At 50.8% G+C, this 22541-nt stretch carries 15 protein-coding genes; 13 read left to right on the top strand and 2 right to left on the bottom strand.

Annotation, left to right across the window (positions count from 1 at the left end; translation table 11 throughout):
* Positions 1–178: 178 nt before the first annotated feature.
* Positions 179–1426 (bottom strand): sensor histidine kinase, encoded by a 1248-nt coding sequence (locus F1593_RS12850; protein ID WP_149401965.1) that lies wholly within the window; start codon positions 1424–1426, stop codon positions 179–181.
* A gap of 48 nt (positions 1427–1474) precedes the next feature.
* Positions 1475–2203, bottom strand: a complete 729-nt coding sequence (locus F1593_RS12845) for a response regulator transcription factor (RefSeq protein ID WP_149401964.1) — start codon at positions 2201–2203, stop codon at positions 1475–1477.
* An 819-nt stretch (positions 2204–3022) separates the two neighbouring features.
* Here F1593_RS12845 and F1593_RS12840 point away from each other — a divergent pair.
* The 13 genes from F1593_RS12840 to rplD all read left to right on the top strand — a co-directional run bounded on the left by F1593_RS12840 (position 3023) and on the right by rplD (position 22535).
* Positions 3023–3463, top strand: a complete 441-nt coding sequence (locus F1593_RS12840) for an RrF2 family transcriptional regulator (protein ID WP_149401963.1) — start codon at positions 3023–3025, stop codon at positions 3461–3463.
* A 179-nt stretch (positions 3464–3642) separates the two neighbouring features.
* The gene (locus F1593_RS12835) at positions 3643–4029 is read left to right on the top strand and encodes a response regulator transcription factor (protein ID WP_149401962.1); all 387 of its coding nucleotides are present in this window, start codon (positions 3643–3645) and stop codon (positions 4027–4029) included.
* A gap of 29 nt (positions 4030–4058) precedes the next feature.
* The gene (gene cysK / locus F1593_RS12830; RefSeq protein ID WP_149401961.1) at positions 4059–5030 is read left to right on the top strand and encodes a cysteine synthase A; all 972 of its coding nucleotides are present in this window, start codon (positions 4059–4061) and stop codon (positions 5028–5030) included.
* Positions 5031–5519: 489 nt separating this feature from the next.
* Complete coding sequence (locus F1593_RS12825) at positions 5520–6353, top strand: LrgB family protein (protein WP_149401960.1); 834 nt, start codon at positions 5520–5522, stop codon at positions 6351–6353.
* 1062 nt (positions 6354–7415) lie between these two features.
* Complete coding sequence (gene rpoB / locus F1593_RS12820) at positions 7416–10913, top strand: DNA-directed RNA polymerase subunit beta (RefSeq protein WP_149401959.1); 3498 nt, start codon at positions 7416–7418, stop codon at positions 10911–10913.
* Positions 10914–11015: 102 nt separating this feature from the next.
* Positions 11016–15359 carry a DNA-directed RNA polymerase subunit beta' gene (rpoC, locus tag F1593_RS12815; RefSeq protein ID WP_149401958.1) on the top strand — a complete coding sequence of 1448 codons (4344 nt, stop codon included), beginning with the start codon at positions 11016–11018 and terminating at the stop codon, positions 15357–15359.
* A gap of 94 nt (positions 15360–15453) precedes the next feature.
* Positions 15454–15903: a 30S ribosomal protein S12 gene (gene rpsL, locus F1593_RS12810; protein WP_149401957.1), complete on the top strand. Its 450-nt coding sequence runs from the start codon at positions 15454–15456 to the stop codon at positions 15901–15903.
* A gap of 583 nt (positions 15904–16486) precedes the next feature.
* Positions 16487–16957 carry a 30S ribosomal protein S7 gene (rpsG, locus tag F1593_RS12805; protein WP_149401956.1) on the top strand — a complete coding sequence of 157 codons (471 nt, stop codon included), beginning with the start codon at positions 16487–16489 and terminating at the stop codon, positions 16955–16957.
* 9 nt (positions 16958–16966) lie between these two features.
* The gene (fusA, locus tag F1593_RS12800) at positions 16967–19045 is read left to right on the top strand and encodes an elongation factor G (protein WP_149401955.1); all 2079 of its coding nucleotides are present in this window, start codon (positions 16967–16969) and stop codon (positions 19043–19045) included.
* A 310-nt stretch (positions 19046–19355) separates the two neighbouring features.
* Positions 19356–20561, top strand: coding sequence for an elongation factor Tu (gene tuf / locus F1593_RS12795; protein WP_149401954.1), 1206 nt, complete (start codon positions 19356–19358; stop codon positions 20559–20561).
* A gap of 91 nt (positions 20562–20652) precedes the next feature.
* On the top strand, positions 20653–20970 hold the full coding sequence (gene rpsJ, locus F1593_RS12790; RefSeq protein WP_149401953.1) for a 30S ribosomal protein S10: 318 nt from the start codon (positions 20653–20655) through the stop codon (positions 20968–20970).
* A gap of 56 nt (positions 20971–21026) precedes the next feature.
* Complete coding sequence (rplC, locus tag F1593_RS12785; RefSeq protein WP_149401952.1) at positions 21027–21827, top strand: 50S ribosomal protein L3; 801 nt, start codon at positions 21027–21029, stop codon at positions 21825–21827.
* Between the two features lie 6 nt (positions 21828–21833).
* Positions 21834–22535, top strand: coding sequence for a 50S ribosomal protein L4 (gene rplD / locus F1593_RS12780; RefSeq protein ID WP_149401951.1), 702 nt, complete (start codon positions 21834–21836; stop codon positions 22533–22535).
* Positions 22536–22541 lie beyond the last annotated feature (6 nt).

Raw genomic sequence — 22541 nt, 5'->3', positions numbered from 1 at the left:
ATAAGTGGTGAACGTACAACCATATCCCCTTTTTACTTTTTTGCAGTGTATCACGGTAAACCAGCGAAGGTCAATGCGTGTAGGAAAGAAGCATAGCTGCGCTTTTCATCCAGGAAGGCTGTTCATCCATAATTATGCATTTTAGAGAGAATAAATCTGGATTGCAGACAGGCTCAGACTAGTCGGCGCAAGGCATCAGCACCTTGAATTCGGTATTGCCGGGTTCACTACAAGCAGTGATTGCTCCATTATGCGCTCTGACGATAGAAGATGCAATTGTCAAACCCAGCCCGGTACCAATTACAGTGCTTGTTGAGGACGAGCGATGGCGGCCGCGATAGAAGGCTTCAAAGATATGTTCCAGGTCGTCACTGGCGATGCCATCCCCATTATCGGTCACGCTGATCGCAACCTGTCCTTGAATCTTATCCAATTTCAGGGTAATTTGACCATCTGGACCAGGGCGTCCATATTTCAGAGCATTATCCAGCAGAATAAAGAGCAATTGTTTGACACACTCCCGGTCAGCCTGCACCCCTAATTTGTCCTGCGAGGCCAGATGAAGTCGAATTGGACGTTCATCGTTCGCGCGTGATCTTGTCTGCTCAACACTCTCCACTGCCAGATCAACCACATCTATATATTGCAGTTTCATTGGATGGGTATCATCTAGCCGAGCCAGCGTCAGAAGATCATTGATGAGCAGGGTCATGCGTTCCGATTCATTTTTCATGCGTCTGAGCATATGCTGAGCGGTCTCTGGATCATCCCTGGCATTGCCTCGCAGCAGCAACTCGGTAAAACCACGAATCGAGGTGAGCGGTGTACGTAACTGATGAGAGGCATCCGAAAAAAACTGATGGAAGCGATCCTGTGAAGCGCGTTGTGCCTCCTCTGCTGTTTCCAGCCGGGACACCATCGCATTCAAACTTCCGGCCAGCCGATCAATTTCATCCTGGGGAGGCAAGCGTAAGGGCAGGCGCGTGCGTTGCGCCAGATCGCCCATTGCAATTGCCTGAGCGGCATCAGTCATGCGTGAAAGTGGGCGGAGCAGCAACGTTGTCATCACAAAAGCCAGGGCAGAGCCGACCAGGATCAGAGCCAGCACAGCGAGCATCATATAGGTTGATGAGTTCTGTTGATCCAGTAAAAGATAAGAAAATGCCAGCATCAGAATGAGCAGCAAAGAATATGCAAAGGTCAACTGCGTGCGTAAGCTCATGAAAGGGCGCAACCAGGCAGGAGTATCTGGATGATTGTTACCACCAAGCTGTGAAAAAGGCATATGCAACGGTTGGGTAATCTCTTCTCCCCTGCTTGGGCCAAGCAGATACAGATTTTCACTTGAAGCCAGACGCTGAGTGTCTGCTCGGGAAAGCCGCATGGCTAACTGTTTTTGTGACCTGATGGCTTTCTGCTCTGACATAATTGTGATACTCCGGGTGACAAATTGACGAGTACAGTGAAAAACGTTTTATCCTTTTAATACATAGCCCACGCCACGAACGGTGACAATCAAGCGTGGCGAGCTGGGAGAGTCCTCAATCTTTTCGCGTAAATAACGCACATAGACCTCGATAATATTTGTCTCACCCAAGAAATCATAGCCCCAGACACGATTCAAAATGGTTTGACGATCCAGAACCTCGCGGGGATGACTCATAAATAGATGTAAGAGATTATATTCAGTCGCCGTCAACTCAACGGGTTGACCGCTCCGTGTCACCTCGCGGGTAGCTGTATTCATGCGCAATTCGCCGAACTGCAAGATCTGCGCGGCATTAGCATCCGAGGCATCGCCTGGAGAAGACTTGGTGCGGCTCTGGCGGCGTAAGATCGCCTTAATGCGTTCCAACAATTCATAGAAATCGAAGGGCTTGGTTAAATAATCATCGGCCCCGGTTTGCAGGCCCAGAATGCGATCTCCCACCTCATCTTTTGCTGTCAGCATCAGCACTGGAACATCGCGCGTTGTCGGGTTGTTCCGTAAACGGCGGCAGACTTCCAGACCATCGATGCCAGGCATCATCACATCCAGAATAACCAGATCCGGGTCGATACGTTGCGCGAGTGCGATGCCCTGCTCTCCATCTGACGCCACCTCTACCTGGAAGCCTTCGTAACGGAGACCGAGGCGAATAAGCTCTATAATATTATCCTCATCATCTACGACAAGAACTTTGAGTTGTGGCTGATTCTCCATAGTTTCTCTCCTGGTGATTCACCAATTAACACAAGCGGGCATCATCAGTAGAAGCGAAGAAATGTGCCTGTGTTTCTAAGGTTCATTATAGATAGGTCTGTGGCGACCTGCAAGCCTGATCGTTCTGTTTATCGGCATTCTCAGCATAATCTAATCAATTTGGAATAGCGCTTATCTAATCTTAAGCTGATCCATCTCTGAGGATATGCGTCTCGACAACGCGCTGATTCCCAATCTCTCTATGAGAGAGTGTCAGCCCCCCAATAGCAGCGGGATCTTGCTGCTCACCTGCTGGCAGGCGCTTGCGCGCCTGCACCCTTTTTATTATGTGATGTAGAAAAGGTTCGAAGAACCTTTTCTACATCACATAATAAAAATCTGTTTGAGCACCGCAGGTGCGAAAACTCATGCACAGAGATGGTGGAGAGCATGGGAGTCCGACACACTCTGAGATCTTCCTACCCACTTGTAGGAAGGTGCTCACGCGCCTGCATTGCATGTTAAAACATTTTTGAGCACCTCAGGTGCAAAAATTCATGCGTAAAGTTTTGAATGATAGAGGAGTCTGACACATTCCAGGAAGGACAGGCCAATGGGAAAGGGCTCAGTAATGGTATGATAGAGGTAGAGAAAGATACTATTAGAGAGATTGTTTACTCACTTTGTCAAGTTTCATCGATAAACCATTGACATGCATTCTCTACTGATATATTCTAAACACTAGATAAAAAGGTATTTCAGGGGGGCGAGCCGCCTCTGTTGGTAGCACAAGCCCACCCTATAACATTCGTCACTTTGCCCAGTGGAAAGGCCCCTAAGATGAAGCTAACAATGAAGGGAGACTATGGCCTGCGAGCTATGCTCGATATGGCCGCGTATTACGGGCAAGGTCCGATTGAGAGCGCAGATATTGCAACGCGGCAACATGTCCCAGAGCAGTATCTCGATCAAATCCTCATGGTATTACGGAAAGAGGGATTGGTGAAGAGCGTTCGCGGTCCCAAGGGTGGGCATATGCTGGCGAAAGCGCCAGGCCAGATTACTATGGCACAGGTTATGCAGGCTCTTGAAGGATACGTTCCCCCGATGGAATGTTTACCCAACCCGGACTTTTGCAAACTTTCCCCCGGTTGCGCCTTACGCGATGTCTGGCAGCAGATAGATACGTTGACGCAACAGATCTTACATACTACCACGATTGAGGAGTTGGCTCAAAAGCATCGTACCGGTAGTACAGAAGAGACAATGTACTACATTTAAGCTCGTGCAGGTTCGTCGACCAGTGTTTCAGGCTGTGGCACCGGGGTTACGGATGTGCCAGACCGCGTACAGGTAATTTCAAAATTCCGTAGTGGTCATGACCGCTACGGTTTTTGTGGGGGGAGCTGGTTGGGGCAAGCATAAGGATGTGTTGAGTAGGCAAAAGGGGATGGTAGCACGTGGTTGATGCAGCTTATGAGCATAAACTGATCGCTATTGTTGAGGATGATCCACGACTGACCGAGATGTTTTGTGATGTGTTTAAGTTCTTCGGCCAATGGCGTTTGCAGGTGTTTTCAGATGGGCAGGTTGCCAAAGATCAATTGCCTGATCTGGGGGCGGATCTTGTGCTACTAGATATTGGCTTGCCCAGTCTCGATGGTGGGTCCCTCTATAAATATTTACGAGGACATAGTAATACCAAAAACACTCCCATTATTGTGATTACCGGGAGCCATGATTGGGAATTGCATCGTATGGGTCTACGGGCTAGCATTCTCCTGCGCAAGCCATTCAATATGCAAGAACTGGTAAGTATTATCCACGCTTTGCTCCCTGAGGAATGATTCTGTAGAAAGAAGGCTGACAAAGAGTTATGGTCCATTGGGCAAAAAATGTGACTGAGTTAGTTGGTCGCACTCCTCTCCTTGAGTTAAAGCGTTTTGCTGCCGAAGAAGATCGTTCCGGTCAGCCAAGCGGTGTGGTAGCGAAGATCCTGGCAAAATTAGAAATGATGACTCCGGGTGGGAGTTCGAAGGATCGCGTTGCATTGCAGATGGTCTACGAGGCAGAGATTCAGGGATTATTGCGACCGGGCGCGACGATTATCGAACCCACCAGCGGAAATATGGGTATTTCCCTGGCATGTATCGCGGCTGCACGTGGCTATCACTGTATTCTGACGATGCCGGACACGATCAGTCTGGAACGTCGCCTCTTACTCCAGCGTTTTGGAGCTGAAATTATTCTCACCCCGGCCTCACAAGGCATGCGTGGCGCGATCAACAAAGTCATTGAATTGCGTACCACACGTTCTAATGTCTGGTATCCTCAACAATTCTATAACCAGGCCAATCCTCGTGCTCATCGGGATGGAACCGCGCTAGAAATCTGGGAACAGACAGCCGGAGCGGTCGATATGGCAGTGATTGGTGTAGGAACGGGCGGCACTCTGACTGGCATTGCCGAAGGCTTGCGTGCGTACAAACCGGGCATTGAAGTAGTCGCTGTCGAACCGGCCACCTGTGCCGTTCTTTCCGGTGGTCGACCGGGTCCCCATCGCATTGAGGGCCTGGGTTCTGGCTTTATTCCCGATACCCTGCGCGTGGACTTAATCGATCGGGTAATCCCGGTTACAGACCATGATGCCGTCGAGACCGCCATCCAGGTGATGAAGGATGAAGGATTGTCGATAGGGATCAGCAGTGGAGCGGTTGCCTGGGCCTCCTTACAAGAGGCGCGTAAAGAAGCGAATCGCGGCAAAGTAATTGTAACTGTCTTTCCAAGCGCAGCCGAACGCTATCTCCAGACAATTCTCTTTGATGATTTGCGGGCGCAAGCACGTTAGCTTCCGCCTTCAAGACTTGTTCTCTCCTTTTCATCCACCATTTCTGAGCTCCTCGCATGATTTTTCGTACTTATCTTCGCTCACCACACACTAAAAAAGGAGCAGAAGCGCAAGTTACTGCCAGCAAGTGAGCACCTCGGGCGTGAAAAAATTATATATGTGAAATAGAGAAGAGCATATATTTTGATATAGATTGCGTCAAAATGTATGCTCTTCGCGTTGTATCTCTGACCATTCTGGCTTTTTGCTATCAAATGATACAGAATGACATATTGCTGAGAGAAACCAATTTCGCGCTGCTTCGTAATAATAAGGTGGGGAGATAGAACACAGGGAATCTCCCTGCGGAAACTTGATTTGTTGCGCTTACTGTTGATTATTTTTGTCACACTTGATACAGGTTGAATCGTTACAGCATAGAGAAGAAGAAACGATCACCTCTTAAAGTGCACTATGCAACAAATCTCTTCGATTATCAGGGGTGGATTTATGATGCAAACGTTGAAAGATACGTATCGCTTTAATCTGGCGCGTTCGCGATACTCACATATTCGTATGTTGGGCTGGCTATTTTTTGTAGGTCTGCTTGTATGTGCAGCAGTGGGGATTGGCTGTGGTGCCTGGTTGTGGACAACTTATGCGCATACCTTTACTTTCTATTTAAAATGGCAGGATGCATTGGTAGCCTTATCGTGGTTTATATCGTTCCTCGCCATAATGGGATGCGCGCTGGTATTACGTTTCTTGTACACTTTGCGTCAGGGATATACAGAGGGTATGGTCACGTTTGAGGCCAGCAACACCCTGACCGTCCGTGACCTCTCGACAGAGAATCTCAAAAGTATCTTTTGGATCATGAATAGCACCTTCTGGTGTTTCACAGCAGCATTGATTGGTTTGATACCAGCCATTCTGATCGGCTGGACACTGGGCTTTAACAATCATGTGGTGATGGTATTAACTACAGCATTGGCTGTGCTCCTGAGTATAGCTGGTCTGGTCGTCAGCATCGCGGCAGTCGTCATTATCCTCATCGGTTGTATCGGAGGCGTCTCCTTCTGTCGTAAACTCGGCTCTTCTCATACCTATTGCTTGAATGGGCAGGTAACCATTCGCATCGATAATTTTGTCCTGACCATCAGTTATCCCGGGCATCCAGAATCACTGGTCGATCTCAACTTACTCTCGACAGAAGATCAACACCAGCTCTTAGATCTCTTGCATAAACGCTGGATTGACGCCGAGCAGGTCTGGAATCCCACCCTGGGTGATGAAATCGCCCGCGCCCTGGAAGCTGCCGAACACCTCATGAGTGTCGCCTGATTCCTCATTCTCACCAATCCCGGTCTGCCCATCCATTGTCTGATGAAACAACAAAAGAGGGTCCGAACCTTTGTGCTCACAGTATTCGGCGTTTTTGCGTTGTTGCAACATCTATTTTCGTTCTTCAAGCGGTATTGCCCGTGAAGGGTAGTTGTTACGAGGGTAGCCTCGTCTTCACCCTGAGAATTGAAATTCCTGGCCGGGATGGAATAAGTTGAAATTCTGGCGCGTTTGTTGTAATATACTCATGAAGAAAAATTATATTGTGGACAGAAGAATACATGATAACATCGATGAGCCTTCCCGCTCGGCGAAGCTCATGGCAGAGTTGCACGAGGACGCGCCGTTCGACTTGAGCAAAAACAGACAAGAGAAAATAAAGTCGCCAGAAAGAGACAACACCACCAGTGCTGGCGGTGCAAAGAGCCAGGAGGCCTGAGAAAGGCAACTTTTTCAATGGTCTTTGTATTGTTATGAAAAAGGTATTGACATATTTGGTCAGGGCATGTATAATTGTACCTTGCCAGTGTATGTATACTAATAACAGTAGTGTTATAGCTGATTCATAACACAGGTAACGGCGTAGACCAAGAGGCGAGACACATTACGAAACGACACATCACTCCCCAAAAACGTGAGGATACTATCATAAACCACATGAAGTTGAACCCTTACCCATTGTTATGAGCTAAGCTCTGCAACAAAAACAAGATTTCCGGGTGGAGGTTCCGATGTGGTATTTTTTGCTGTTTCGGATTCTTAACTGGTGGCTTTTATCTTGGCAGCTGGCTTGTTTATCTCCAATTGGAGGGGATAGTTGTGTGGGCGATTGGCAGATTGGCAAAAAGTTTGCAAAACAATCATTATGCGTAGAGATGTAGGAGTAACCGCTTAGTTATGAACGCAAGCGGTTACTTTTCTTGTCATAGACCGTTTCACAACACAGGCATTATCAATAAGTATTTATCTGTTTTTTTCCGTTTTCCGTTGCACTGAGAGGTGCGTATTGTCGTGTCTCTCAAATTCCTCTATGGGCGACTAGGTGAGAGGAGATTACCAAGTATGGCAGTAAGCACAAGGGCCGTTGCGCTCCCCGAGCGTGTATCCTTTGCACGTATTCCAGACATACGGCCTATGCCTGGCCTGATTCAAATTCAACTTGACTCCTTTGAATGGTTTAAAAGAGAGGGTTTGCGCGAGCTTTTCGAAGAAATATCTCCGATTGAAGATTTCACTGGCAAAAACCTCAGTTTAGAATTCATTGTACCACCCGAACCATTTGGCAAGCCAAAGTATTCAGAGGACGAGTGTCGTGACCGCGATGCCACATTCGCTGCACCCCTGAATGTGAAGGCACGCTTGATCAATAAAGAGACCGGTGAAATCATTGAAAAAGATGTCTTCATGGGTGATTTTCCATTAATGACAACTGATGGAACTTTCATCATCAATGGTGCCGAGCGTGTCGTCGTGAGCCAGCTGGTTCGTTCTCCTGGTGTCTACTTCACGGTAGACGCAGACGCTACCACGGGCAAGAAAATGTTCGCTGCGAAGCTGATCCCCGGCCGTGGTGCCTGGTTAGAGTTTGAGACCAGCAATAAAAATCTGCTGACCGTCAAAATCGACCGCAAACGTAAGATTCCTATCACAACGTTGCTGCGTGCGATCTCAAGCCTGGCGAAAGATCAATGGCATTCTGAAGATTTAGACCTTTCAACCGATCAGGGTATTCTGGATGCGTTTGCTGGCGTGGATAATGATGAAGTTATTCGTTACGTTCAGGCCACGTTGGACCGCGATCCAGTGAAGAAAGAGGACGAGGCGTTACTCGAACTCTACAAAAAACTCCGTCCGGGTGATCCCGCGACTCTTGATAATGCACGTTCTCTGGTAAAGAATTTATTCTTTAATCCACGCCGCTACGATCTGGGTAGTGTGGGTCGTTATAAATTGAATCGCAAACTGGACGAGGCTATTCCCCAGAGCACTCGCATCCTGACTCAGGATGATCTGGTGAATATTGTGCGTCGTATGGTGGCACTGAACAATGGACATGGCCGCAAAGATGATATCGACCATCTTGGCAACCGCCGCGTTCGTTGTGTTGGTGAGTTGATTCAGACCCAGTTCCGTGTTGGTCTGCTGCGTATGGAGCGCGTCGTCAAGGAGCGCATGAGTATTCAGGAGCCAGGACAGGCCACACCAAATGCTCTGATCAATATTCGCCCGGTCGTCGCGGCGATGAAAGAGTTCTTTGGTGGAAGTCAGCTTTCACAGTTTATGGACCAGACCAATGCTCTGGCTGAAATCGGCCATAAACGCCGTTTGTCAGCACTCGGACCTGGTGGTCTCTCCCGTGATCGTGCTGGTTTCGATGTGCGTGACGTACACGAATCTCACTATGGGCGTATCTGTCCAATTGAGACTCCTGAAGGTCCAAACATTGGTTTGATCGGTAACCTCGCGACCTATGCTCAGATTAATCCTTATGGGTTTATTGAAACGCCTTATCGCAAGGTATACAAACGTTTGAAGGCTAATGATCCCAATTTGATTGGTCGTGAATTCCGTGGCGTCTTTGGCAGTGAGCGTGATGCAGTCACCGATACAGATGGGACCGTCTTGATCCCGGCTCGTGAGCGTGTACGCGTTGATGAGGTTCTGTTCAAGAAATTATCCGCTGTATTAGGTGATAAAGATGTGCGTGTGAAGCCATTCGTCACCGAGGTGGTTGATTATCAGACCGCCGATGATGAAGAGAACTTCTGGATCGCGCAGGCCAATGCTGTGTTGACCGAAAATGATGAGTTCGCAGAGGATCGCGTCCTGGCTCGTTACCAGGGTGAATTCTTCATGGAGAACTCTGACAATATTGACTATATGGACGTCTCGCCGCGCCAGATGGTGTCAGTTGCTACGGCCCTGATTCCTTTCCTTGAGCATGACGACGTCAACCGAGCACTGATGGGTGCCAACATGCAGCGTCAGGCAGTGCCGTTGCTGCGTCCCCAGTCGCCCATTTGTGGTACCGGTATTGAGCGGCAGATCGCGGTTGACTCCGGTCAGGTCGTGGTAAGTCGTGTCAATGGTGAGGTCGTTTCTTCGACTGCCCGCCGTATTGAGATCATCGATATGCAGGGTGAACTGCATAGCCATCGCCTGCGCAAGTTTGTCCGTTCGAATGCCGGTACCTGCATTAACCAGCGCCCGATTGTGAAAAAGGGTGACACCGTTATCGCCGGTCAGGTCATTGCGGATAATACCTCAACCCAGGACGGTGAACTGGCCTTAGGCCAGAACATTCTTGTCGCGTTTATGAGTTGGGAAGGCGGTAACTTCGAGGACGCCATCCTGATTAGCGAGCGTATCGTACATGAAGATCTCTTCACCTCAATTCACATTGAGAAATATGAGATCGACGCCCGCGATACCAAACTGGGACCTGAGGAGATCACCCGCGATATTCCAAACGTTGGTGAAGAAGGTCTGCGCAACCTGGATGAGCGCGGCATCATTTATGTCGGCGCTGAGGTTGGACCGCAAGATATCCTGGTTGGTAAGATTACGCCGAAGGGCGAAACCGAACTGACGGCGGAAGAGAAACTGTTGCGCGCCATCTTTGGTGAAAAAGCTCGTGAAGTGAAGGATACCTCATTGCGTGTGCCACACGGTGAGCGTGGTAAGATCGTCGAGGTGAAAGTCTTCTCGCGTGAGGCGGGTGACGAACTTCCTCCAGGAGTCAATCAACTGGTACGTGTCAGTATCGCGCAGAAACGTAAGATTGGTGCCGGTGACAAAATGGCTGGACGCCACGGCAATAAGGGCGTTATCTCCCGTGTATTGCCAATCGAGGACATGCCATTCTTGCCAGATGGAACGCCAGTGGACATCATTCTGAACCCACTAGGTGTACCTCACCGTATGAACATCGGTCAGATTATGGAAACACATCTTGGCTGGGCCGCGGAAGCATTGGGCTTTAAAATAGCCACTCCGGTTTTCGATGGCGCAACTGAGGACGATATTGAAGAATTCTTGCGTCGTGCTGGTTTGCCAGAGACCGGTAAGGTCCAACTCTACGATGGACGTACTGGCGAACCCTTTGATCATCCAATTACGGTTGGCTACAACTATATGCTGAAGCTTGCCCACCTGGTTGAAGACAAAGTCCATGCCCGGTCCACTGGACCATACAGCTTGATTACGCAGCAGCCGCTGGGTGGTAAAGCACAGTTTGGTGGTCAGCGTTTCGGTGAAATGGAAGTATGGGCACTGGAAGCATATGGTGCCGCGCATATCCTGCAAGAGATCCTGACGGTCAAATCGGACGACGTCGTGGGTCGTGTCAAAACCTACGAGGCCATTGTGAAGGGTGAAAACATCATGGAGCCTGGCGTTCCAGAATCCTTCAAAGTGCTCGTAAAAGAATTGCAAAGCCTGGGCATTAACGTTGAGGTCCTGAACGAAGACGAGCAAAAGATCCAATTCGTAGAAGATACCTCCAATGACGTGATGCCGGAACTGGGTATTAACCTATCCGGTTTCGAGGGAGACCAATAGTATAGGGGCAAACGCCAACGTGTGTGTTGAAATTGTAGGAAATGAATTGCGTAGCGACAGGTCATTTGGCCTGTCGCTAGCCCCTATCCCAGGAGAGGTAGCATGCTCGAAGTAAATGATTTTAACGCTATCCGAATTAGCCTTGCCAGTCCAGAGCAGATTCGCGGCTGGAGCTATGGTGAGGTTACAAAGCCGGAGACAATTAACTATCGTACACTGAAGCCCGAAAAAGATGGTCTGTTCTGCGAGCGTATCTTCGGACCAACGAAGGACTGGGAGTGTTACTGCGGTAAATATAAAAGAGTGCGTTTTAAAGGCATCGTCTGCGATAAGTGTGGTGTCGAAGTTGCGCGTTCTAAGGTCCGGCGCGAGCGCATGGGCCACATTGAACTGGCATCACCTGTAAGCCACATCTGGTACTTCAAAGGTACACCGAGTCGCATTGGTCTCCTGCTCGATCTCTCTCCACGTAACCTGGAGCGCGTGCTGTACTTTGCGCTTTATGTCGTGACCGAGGTTGATGAAGAGGCACGCCAGCGCGAATTGATGCGCCTGGATGAAGAGATGGTTGGCCTGGAGCAGAATCTGGATGAGAAGGTCGTTGAGCGTGTGAACAACTTGCGTGCGCAACGCGATGCTGCTCTGCAAGAGAATGATGATCGTTATTCTCCCGTCAGCCGCCAGGAAATCGAGGAGCGCCGTGAGCAGGGACTGGAAGCAGCCCGTCAAGCAGAGAGCGAGACTCTGAGCCTGTTGCGCGAGTCGATGGGGCAAGCGGTTGAGGACGATATCTTCTTCTTACCAACCGATCAGATTATTGTGCGCGAGGGTGAGACCGTCTCCTCCAAACATCTGGATGTCCTGGAGCGTGTCGCCGAAACTGCCCGCAATTCAATTGCTGAGCAGGCCCGTCGTGAGATGGATGGTTCACAGACTGAAGGCAAGCATGAAGCTGATCGCCTGAACTTCGATTTCCAGAGTCAGATTGATTCTGTACAATCACAACTTGAGCATGAGCGCACCGATGCTCGCCAGCGCATTGAGCAACTGCGCCGCGATCTCGAAGGTCTCAAGAAAATGGACCTGCTCCAAGAGAATCGCTATCGCGAGTTGAAAGACAATTTCAGCGATGTTTTCCGCGCTGGCATGGGTGCGGAGGCTGTACGCGAATTAATCTCTGGTATTGATCTGGAGAAATTGTCGGACGATCTGCGTCATGAGATTGGTAATACCGTTGGTCAGCGTCGTAAAAAGGCGACCAAACGCTTGAAAGTAGTTGAGGCTTTCCGTAAGTCGCACACTGCTCCCGAGTGGATGATCATGACGGTTCTGCCAGTGTTGCCACCTGATCTGCGCCCAATGGTACAGCTCGATGGTGGTCGTTTCGCGACCTCGGACCTCAATGATCTCTATCGCCGTGTGATTAACCGCAACAATCGTCTCAAACGTCTGCTTGAGTTGGGCGCGCCTGAGATCATTATTCGCAATGAAAAACGTATGTTGCAGGAAGCCTGCGACGCGTTGATTGATAATGGTCGCCGTGGTCGTGCTGTGGCTGGTTCTGGTAACCATAAGTTGAAGAGCCTGTCCGATATGCTCAAAGGTAAGCAGGGACGTTTCCGTCAGAACTTGCTGGGTAAACGTGTTGACTACTCTGGCCGTTCGGTTATCGTGGTTGGCCCGGATTTGAAGTTGAATCAATGCGGACTGCCAAAACGTATGGCTCTGGAGCTCTTCAAGCCATTCGTGATGCGTAAACTGGTTGAGCAAAACTTCGCCCACAATATCAAGAGCGCCAAGCGTTTTGTGGAGCGTGTCAAGCCTGAGGTTTGGGATGTCCTCGAAGAGGTGATCAAAAACCATCCAGTGCTGCTGAACCGCGCCCCAACGCTGCATCGTCTTGGTATTCAGGCCTTCGAAGCAGTTCTGGTTGAGGGCAGTGCCATTCAGTTGCATCCACTCGTCTGTTCAGCTTTCAATGCTGACTTCGACGGTGACCAGATGGCTGTCCACGTTCCTTTGTCCGAAAAGGCACAGGATGAGGCCCGTCAGTTCATGATGTCAACCCGCAATCTGTTGTCACCTGCCCATGGTGAGCCATCGATCGGCGCATCCCAGGATATGGTGCTGGGTTGTTTCTACCTGACACAGGAGCGCCCCAATAAAAAGGGCGAGGGCCGTGTCTTTGCCGATCCCGGTGAGGCATTGCTGGCACTGCAACAGGGCGTGATTGATCTTCAGGCACCAATTAAGGTCCGTATGGGCATTATTGATGTCTATGACCAGCCCCCCCCCGAGAAGGCTACTCTGCACTCTATGAATAAGCCTGTGGCTACTACTGTGGGACGCATCATTTTCAATGAGGCTTTGCCAGAGCGCCTGCGTTTCAAGAACTACGCCATGAAAAAGGAAAACTTGAAACTGGTCATCGGTGAATGCTTCAAAGAATATGGACGCAGTAAGACCACTGATCTTGCCGACGAAATCAAACGCCTTGGTTTCCACTATGCAACCAAAGCCGGTGCCTCGGTCGCGATCAGTGACGTACAGGTTCCTCCGGGTAAAGCGGAAGAGTTGGCGAAAGCCGACGCCAAAATTGTTGAGCTGGATGAGCAGTTCCATGATGGTTTGATCACCGAGAACGAAAAATATCAGCAGACAATCAGCGTGTGGAATGAAGCCACTGATAACGTCCAGAAGATGGTTCGTTCAGTGCTTGATCCATTTGGTTCCATCTACACGATTGCTGAATCTGGTGCGACGAAAGCGAAGTTCCAGCAGATTCGTCAGCTGTCAGGTATGCGTGGATTGATGACCGATCCATCGGGCCGTATCATGGATATTCCCGTACGCGGTAACTTCCGTGAAGGCCTGAGTGTGCTAGAATACTTTATTAGTACTCATGGTGCTCGTAAAGGTCTGGCTGATACCGCCCTACGTACAGCAGAGTCTGGTTACCTGACTCGTCGTCTGATCGACGTCGCGCAGGATGCTATCGTCACAGAAGAGGATTGTGGTACGACAGAGGGTATCCTGATCACCGACTTCGACTCAAAAGATATGGCGCTGGAGAATTCCCGTGGTCGTCTCTTAGGTCGAGTGCTGGCTGAAGAGATTCCTGAACTGCCACATCTGCAAGCGGGTGAAGAGCTCTCAGACGAGGATGTGGATGAGATCGTGGCCGCGAAAATCGAGGCTGTGCGTGTCCGTTCAGCCCTCAATTGTCTGGCCCGCCGTGGCATTTGTCGTAAGTGCTATGGCCGTGACCTGGCAGCCAACGCCCTGGCCCGTATCGGGGCAGCGGTTGGTATTGTCGCCGCGCAATCCATTGGTGAGCCTGGAACACAGCTGACCATGCGTACCTTCCACACTGGTGGTATCGCAGGAGCGCAAGGAGACATTACACAGGGTCTGCCACGTGTTGAAGAACTCTTTGAAGCGCGTGTACCAAAAGATAAAGCGGAGATCAGTGAAATCGACGGTATCGTCGAGATCACCAAAGACGAGGCCACTGGTGCGCGTAGCGTGCGTGTTGTTTCGACCAATACCTTCTTCGACGAATACCCTCTACCCAAAGAGGTCAACGCCAAGATTGTGGTCAACGAGCATGATCGCGTGCAGAAAGACCAGATCATTGCCCTCATTGCGGCTGAAAATGGAAATGAACCTTTGCCCGTCATGGCACGGACAGATGGTGAAATCATCCTGACTGAAGAGGGCATCTCAATCCGTTTTGAAGAGCGTGACGAGCGCACCTATACCGTGCCAGCGTCCCGTAGCATTGCTGTCCAGGATGGTCAGCGTATTAAAGCTGGTACGCCAATCACCTCCGGCCAGCGAGATCCCCAGGATGTCTTACGCATCCAGGGTCGTGAAGCGGTCCAACTGTACCTCACCAAAGAGGTCCAGCGTGTGTATCGAAATACTGGTGTGTACATCCACGATAAACACATCGAGGTCATCGTGCGGCAAATGCTGCGCCGCGTGAAAGTCGACGAGCCGGGTGATACCGAAATGCTCCCGAACGACCTGGTGGACCGTTTCTTGTATGCTGATACCAACGCACGTGTACTGGCAGAAGGTGGTGAGCCCGCCAAAGCCTCGACCGTGTTGCTCGGTGTCACCAAAGCATCACTGAATACTGACAGCTTCTTAGCGGCCGCCTCCTTCCAGGAGACGACACGTGTGCTGACGGAAGCCGCGATTGAAGCCCAGACAGATCATCTGGTCGGTCTGAAAGAGAATGTCATTATCGGTAAATTGATCCCGGCCGGTTCGGGTATTGCCCAACGCCGCCGTGATCAAATCGCTCGCCAACAGGCGGCGGCAGCGCGTATTGCAGCTGCTACACCCGTTGTCGCTGGTGCCATTGCCAGTGGCGGTACACCTGTCGGAGCCGGCAGTGCACCTCTTGGACTGACACTTGACAGCGGAGACAATGAGTGATAGTATATGCAATCGCATATGTGTGATAAATTTGACGCGAATAGGACTCCTATTCGCGTGTACTTAGAACTATGAGGACAGGGAGGATTGTTCCTTGCCGACAATTAATCAGTTGGTCCGTAAGGGCCGCACAAACAAGCAGAAAAAGGTGAAGGCCCCCGCGTTGTTGTATTCGTACAATGCGTTAAAGAACAGGACCTCCCGCCTGCGTGGGTCGCCCCAGAAGCGTGGCGTCTGCACCCAGGTACGTACGATGACCCCGAAAAAGCCGAACTCGGCAATGCGTAAAATTGCTCGTGTTCGTCTGTCAAACCAGATGGAAGTTACGGCCTACATTCCTGGTGAGGGACATAATTTGCAGGAGCACTCGGTGGTGCTCATTCGTGGCGGTCGTGTAAAAGATCTGCCAAGCGTCCGCTATCATATTGTGCGCGGCACGCTGGACAGCGAAGGCGTTTCAAAGCGCCGTCGTGGTCGCTCAAAGTATGGAGCCAAGCGTCCGAAACCCGGACAGGCGGCCGCTCCAGCCAAGGGCAAACGGTAAGTAAGGAAGCGCAGTAGTTGTGCGCGGGTCTGGTGAGTAGCGACCGCATAGCACCAGTCCGTAAGAGTCCGGAACATTAGTAGAAGCTAGTGCGCCGGGACAAGGATACTGCATTCAGTCGGTAAATCACACATCATCGTTGGCGGACACTCCGCTACCTCGTGTAGTGCAGGTGTCCGCCAGATTGCGATGATCGTCGGGTGTTCTCCTGGTTTAGTTATTTCGGTGCGTCTGTGAAGAAAAGCGCAGGCGGATCGAAACGAGCGTATCCATCTACGCTGTGGAAAGGCACCCGCGTGTAGGCGTTCGAAGACGATCAAGGTAACCATGCCTTGAAATCGAGTCGGCGTCTTTTCTGGTGTCCGCCAGGTACCGACCAGGTACCAGGACATAAAGGGATGGGCGCTTGAGCACACAGCGATCAAGAACTGTGTGGTGCAAGCAGAGTAGATGTGAAGAAAACTTCTGCCAGAACCTGAGAGAACACACGAAACCAGAGATCAAGACGATCTCATCCCCTGCGGTTGGGGAACGATTGATGAGAAGCATAGCAGATCCGAATGACACACTGAGGAGGCAGTACATGCCAAGACGTAAGAGAGTGGTGCGTAGGCCGGACGTACAGGACGCCAAGTACAAGAGCCGAAACGTAGCCCGTTTTACAAACAAATTAATGATTGACGGCAAGCGCAGCCTTGCTGAGCGCATTATCTACGATGCATTTGAGGCGATTGAAGCCAAGCAGAAACGTCCTCCCCTGGAGGTGTTCGAGCAGGCATTGCGCAACGCCACGCCAAGTATCGAGGTCAAACCCCGCCGTGTCGGTGGTTCAACCTACCAGGTGCCGATTGACGTTAAGAAAGATCGCGGCAACGCACTCGCTATGCGCTGGCTGATCAAATCTTCCCGTACGCGTAACGGACGATCCATGTCAGAGAAATTGGCTAGCGAGTTAATGGATGCAGCAGCGGGTCAGGGTGCAACCATTAAAAAACGTGAAGAGACCCACAAGATGGCGGAGTCCAACAAAGCCTTCGCTCATTATCGCTGGTAAAAAGACATCATGGCAAGAGAATATCCACTCGCGAAAACACGAAATATTGGTATCATTGCTCATATTGACGCTGGTAAGACCACAACCACCGAGCGTGTCCTTTTCTATACCAAGAAGATTCACCGTATTGGTGAGGTTCACGAAGGGGCCGCGACGATGGACTGGATGCCACAGGAGCAAGAGCGTGGCATTACGATCACATCGGCCGCTACGACCTGTTTCTGGCAGGACCACCGTATCAATATCATCGATACCCCGGGTCACGTGGACTTTACCGCAGAAGTTGAGCGCTCATTACGCGTTCTCGACGGTGGCGTTGTCGTCTTTGATGGTGTGGCAGGTGTAGAGCCACAGTCCGAGACGGTCTGGCGTCAGGCAGACAAGTACGATGTTCCACGTATCTGCTTTGTAAATAAGCTAGACCGCACCGGTGCCGATTTCTGGCGCTGTGTGGACATGATTAAAGATCGCCTTGGTGCGGGTGCTCTCCCGATCCAGATTCCGATTGGCATGGAGTCCGATTTTAAGGGCTACGTTGACCTTTTTGAGCAGAGAGCGGTTATCTACACGGATGACCTGGGAACCACTTCAAAGCAAGTAGAGATTCCTGCAGAGCTTCAGGCTGAGTATGAGAAGCATCGCGAAGCGTTAATTGAGCGCATTGCGGAGTCTGACGAAAATCTGACCATGAAGTATCTCGAAGGCGAAGAGATCTCGAAAGAAGAGCTGACCGTAGCGTTACGTAACGCTACTATTGCAAACACATTAGTGCCAGTTTTATGTGGTAGCTCCTTGAAAAACAAGGGTGTACAGGCAATGCTGGATGCAGTGATCGCTTTCTTGCCTTCTCCTCTGGATATCACCGTTCCTACCGGAACCGATCCTGAAAACGGTGAGACCATCACTCGTGAAGTGTCTGACACAGCTCCGTTTAGCGCGCTGGTCTTCAAGATTGTTTCTGACCCATTTGTCGGTCGACTTTCCTACCTGCGTGTCTATTCTGGTATAATGGCTAAGGGCGCTTCAATTGAGAATACCTCAAAGGGCAAAACCGAGCGCATTGGTCGTTTGCTGCGTATGCATGCGAATCACCGTGAAGATATCGACGAGATTCGAGCCGGTGATATCTGTGCGGCCGTGGGCTTGCGTAACACCTTTACCGGTGACACGCTCTCAAACTCGCAGCAGCCGATTATCCTGGAGTCGATCCAGTTCCCAGAGCCGGTGATCGACCTGGCGGTTGAGCCAAAGACGCGCGCTGATCAGGAAAAGATGGGCATCGCGCTTGGCAAACTGGCTGAAGAAGATCCAACTTTCCGCGTCCACACCGACGAAGAGAGTGGTCAGACCGTTATCTCTGGAATGGGTGAGTTGCACCTGGACGTCATCACTGACCGTCTCTTCCGCGAATTCAAGGTTGAGGCCAATGTGGGTCGACCACAGGTTGCATACCGTGAAACCATTACCAAAGAAGCACAGGCACAGGGTAAACATATCCGCCAGACAGGTGGTCACGGTCAATATGGTGACGTCTGGTTGCGTGTAGAGCCCAATGAGACAGGCAAAGGCTTTGAGTTCGTCAATGGCATTGTCGGCGGCGTGATCCCAAGAGAATACATCAAGCCAGTCGAAAATGGTGTCAAAGAGACATTGGAAAATGGCGTTATTGCTGGCTTCCCAATGATTGACGTCAAAGTGACCCTGTACGATGGTTCATTCCATGATGTTGACTCAAGTGAAATGGCCTTTAAAATTGCTGGATCAATCGGTATTAAAAATGCCGTTGCTAAGGCAGCTCCAATTCTGCTTGAGCCAATGATGAAAGTCGAAGTCACGACTTCCGAAGAGTTCTATGGTGATGTAATTGGCGACCTCAACCGTCGTCGTGGCATCATCCAGGGTATGGAAACCCGTGGGGTGACGAGTGTGGTGCGGGGCCATGTTCCCCTTTCCGAAATGTTCGGCTACGTGAACGATCTCCGTTCTATGACTAGCGGGCGTGCGGCATACACAATGGAATTCTCGCACTATGATCCCGTTCCAAAGAACCTCGCCGACGAAATTGTTACAAAACGTTCGGGGCGTTAAAATGACACCGGGGGTATCTGTGACAGATACCCCCCAATTCTGCGATAGGTGAATAAGGGGCCGCTACTTTAGCCTCCCCCACTTTCCTGTCCAAGACACTTGCTGGTAGTGTGTATGCACACAGGTAGAGCTTGCTGTGCCTGTGAACGCAATAGGCGGTAAGTACCAGCATTTAAACAACGCATTCATTTTATTGATATACTCTACTATCTCGGTGCCGAATTCAGGGAACAGGCCTACCGGGTGGAAAGTATCTTAAAAAATGTGTCCTGCGGGGTGCAGGAAGAATTAAACAAAAAGAGGAATTGACATGGCGAAGAAAAAGTTCGAGCGGACAAAACCGCATGTGAACATTGGAACCATTGGACACATTGACCATGGCAAGACTACCCTGACTGCGGCGATCACAAAAGTATTGTCTGCTGCTCAGCTTGCCAAATATACAGCGTTTGACCAGATCGACAAAGCCCCCGAAGAGCGCGAGCGTGGTATCACCATCTCGATTGCCCACCTGGAGTACGAGACGGAGAAACGCCACTATGCTCACGTTGACTGCCCTGGTCACGCTGACTATATTAAGAACATGATCACGGGTGCCGCTCAGATGGACGGCGCAATCCTCGTGGTGAGCGCTCCTGACGGTCCTATGCCTCAGACGCGCGAGCATGTTCTGCTTGCCCGTCAGGTAGAAGTACCTGCCATGGTAGTCTTCCTGAATAAAGTTGATATGATGGAAGACGAAGAGTTGCTTGAGCTGGTTGAGCTGGAAGTACGCGAACTGCTTTCCAAGTACCAGTTCCCTGGCGATGATGTTCCAGTCGTACGCGGCTCCGCCATCAAAGCCCTGGAGAGCAAAGGCGATCTGTCCCGCAATGATCCTGATGCCAAACCCATCTGGGATCTCATGGACCAGGTTGACGAGTACATCCCAACTCCTCCACGTGCCACCGATCAGCCTTTCTTGATGCCTATTGAAGATGTCTTCGGTATTAAAGGTCGCGGTACTGTCGCCACCGGTCGTATCGAGCGTGGCGTCGTCAAAGTTGGCGAGAACGTCGAGATCGTTGGTATTCAGGAAGTGACCCGCAACGTCGTCGTAACAGGCGTCGAGATGTTCCAGAAAACGCTGGACTCCGGCATGGCTGGCGATAACGTCGGTTGTCTCCTGCGTGGTGTTGAGCGTGCCGACCTTGAGCGTGGTCAGGTACTGGCCAAGCCCGGTTCGATCAAACCTCACAAAAACTTCAAAGCTCAGGTATACGTCCTCTCGAAAGAAGAGGGTGGCCGCCACACTCCATTCTTCAACGGCTATCGCCCCCAGTTCTATGTCCGCACCACGGACGTAACCGGTTCGATCAAGTTGCCAGAGGGTGTTGAAATGGTCATGCCTGGTGACAACATCGAAATGACAGTTGAGTTAATCCAGCCGGTCGCTATGGAAGTAGGCGTGAAATTCGCCATCCGTGAAGGTGGTCGCACTGTTGGTGCTGGTTTCTGCACGCAGGTGATTAGCTAAGCAAGGCAGCAGGGGTCATGGACAGAGCTCACGCAGAAACACACAACGAGCGAAATCGCCCTCTGACCCCAATCCGTATCAGGAGAGAAAAATGGCTACGGGAGTGAAACAGCGGATCCGCATTCGCCTCAAGGCATACGACCATCGCATTTTGGACCAGTCAGCGGCCCAAATCGTGGATACCGCGCAACAGACAGGGGCACGTGTCTCAGGACCAGTGCCGCTGCCAACCGAGACCGATAAATACACGGTGATGCGCTCACCATTTATCGACAAAGATGCACGCGAACAGTTTGAAATTCGTACACACAAGCGTTTGATTGACATCATCGAGCCGACGAACAAGACTGTTGAAGCCCTGACACGTTTGAACCTGCCCGCAGGCGTGGATATCGAAGTTAAACTGTAAGGGTTGCCAGGGAAGCGAGAGGCTATCCCCCTTATAGTTGAGGAGAGGTAAAGAATATGCTGAATGCATTGTTGGGCAGGAAGGTCGGCATGACCCAGGTATTTGGGCCCAATGGAACAGCCATTCCAGTCACAATCATTGAGGCTGGCCCCTGTGTTGTCACACAGGTCAAAACTGCCGCCAATGATGGGTATGAAGCGGTCCAGATTGGTTTTGAACCAGCCACCACGAAAAATGTGACGCGCCCAGAACTGGGACATCTCGGACACAGCCTGCCATTATTGAAGGCACAACGCAAAGCGCTGCAGACACATCAACAGGAGCAGCGGAGCGAAGACAAAGCGGAAGCTGAAAACGCGACCGCACCTGAAAAAGACAGCAAGCAGATCCAGAAGTTGCTGAAGGTTCAGGCGAACCGTCAGCGCCGTCCCGGGCCTGCGCTTGGCCCCTTCAAAGTCCTGCGTGAAGTTGGACTGGACGAGGGTACCACCGGCGTAGAGTTGGGCGTGCAGGTTGATGTCAGCCTCTTCAAGGATGGTGAATCTGTGGACATCGTTGGAACCACCAAAGGTAAAGGTTTCCAGGGCGGTGTCAAACGACATGGATTTGCTGGCGGCCCCAAGACGCATGGTCAGTCGGATCGACACCGTGCTCCAGGTTCTATTGGTTCAGGTACGACCCCAGGTCGTGTTCTGAAAGGAACCCGGATGGCAGGCCGTATGGGTAATGTGCGTGTGACAGCGAAGAAGTTAGAAGTAATACAAGCTGATCCTGAGCGCAACCTGTTGGTGGTCAAGGGTTCGGTGCCCGGGGCCAACGGTGGTTTGCTCATGATTAAAAAGCATGTGATGAGGTAAACCGAAATGCCCTCGACTACAGTGTATAATCAGGCCGGAGAGGCCGTAGAACAGCTCGAACTGAGCGAGCAGGTGTTCGGAGTTATCCCTAATATGGCGGTTCTGCACCAGGTTGTCACCGCACAACTGGTCAATCGTCGTCAGGGTAACGCCTCAACCAAAACTCGCAGCGAAGTAAAGGGCGGCGGTAAGAAACCGTATCGGCAAAAAGGTACAGGCCGTGCACGTCAGGGTAGCACACGTGCACCTCAATTCCGTCACGGTGGTACCGTCTTTGGCCCTAAGCCGCATGTCTATCATCATGATGTGCCGAAGAAAATGCGTCGTCTGGCGATCCGTTCGGTATTATCGGACAAGGTTGCTAACGAGAATTTGATCGTCATTAATGAATTGGCACTTGAGACCCCTCGTACCAAGGATATGCTGACGTTATTGAGCAAATTCCCGGCGAGTGCGGGCAAAAAAGTACTGATGTTGTTGCCACAGCGCGACGAAAACGTTGTATTATCGGCGCGAAATATTCCGACCGCCAAGGTGCAGCATGTCTCTTCGATCAACGTTGTGGAGCTGCTGAAGCATGATGTCATCGTCATGCCAGTGAAAACCGTGCGCTGGATTGAATTAGTTTTCGGTGAAGGTCTGAGTGCGGAAGACGCAACCAAACAGGTTGTAGAGATTGCCTCAGCGAGCGCTGGAAGCGAAGCGTAAGGCGAG

It is taken from the genome of Dictyobacter arantiisoli (genome assembly GCF_008326305.1).
Lineage (GTDB): Bacteria > Chloroflexota > Ktedonobacteria > Ktedonobacterales > Ktedonobacteraceae > Dictyobacter > Dictyobacter arantiisoli.
Note: the sequence above shows the minus strand (reverse complement) of the source record. Positions and strands in the feature narration are given on the sequence as shown.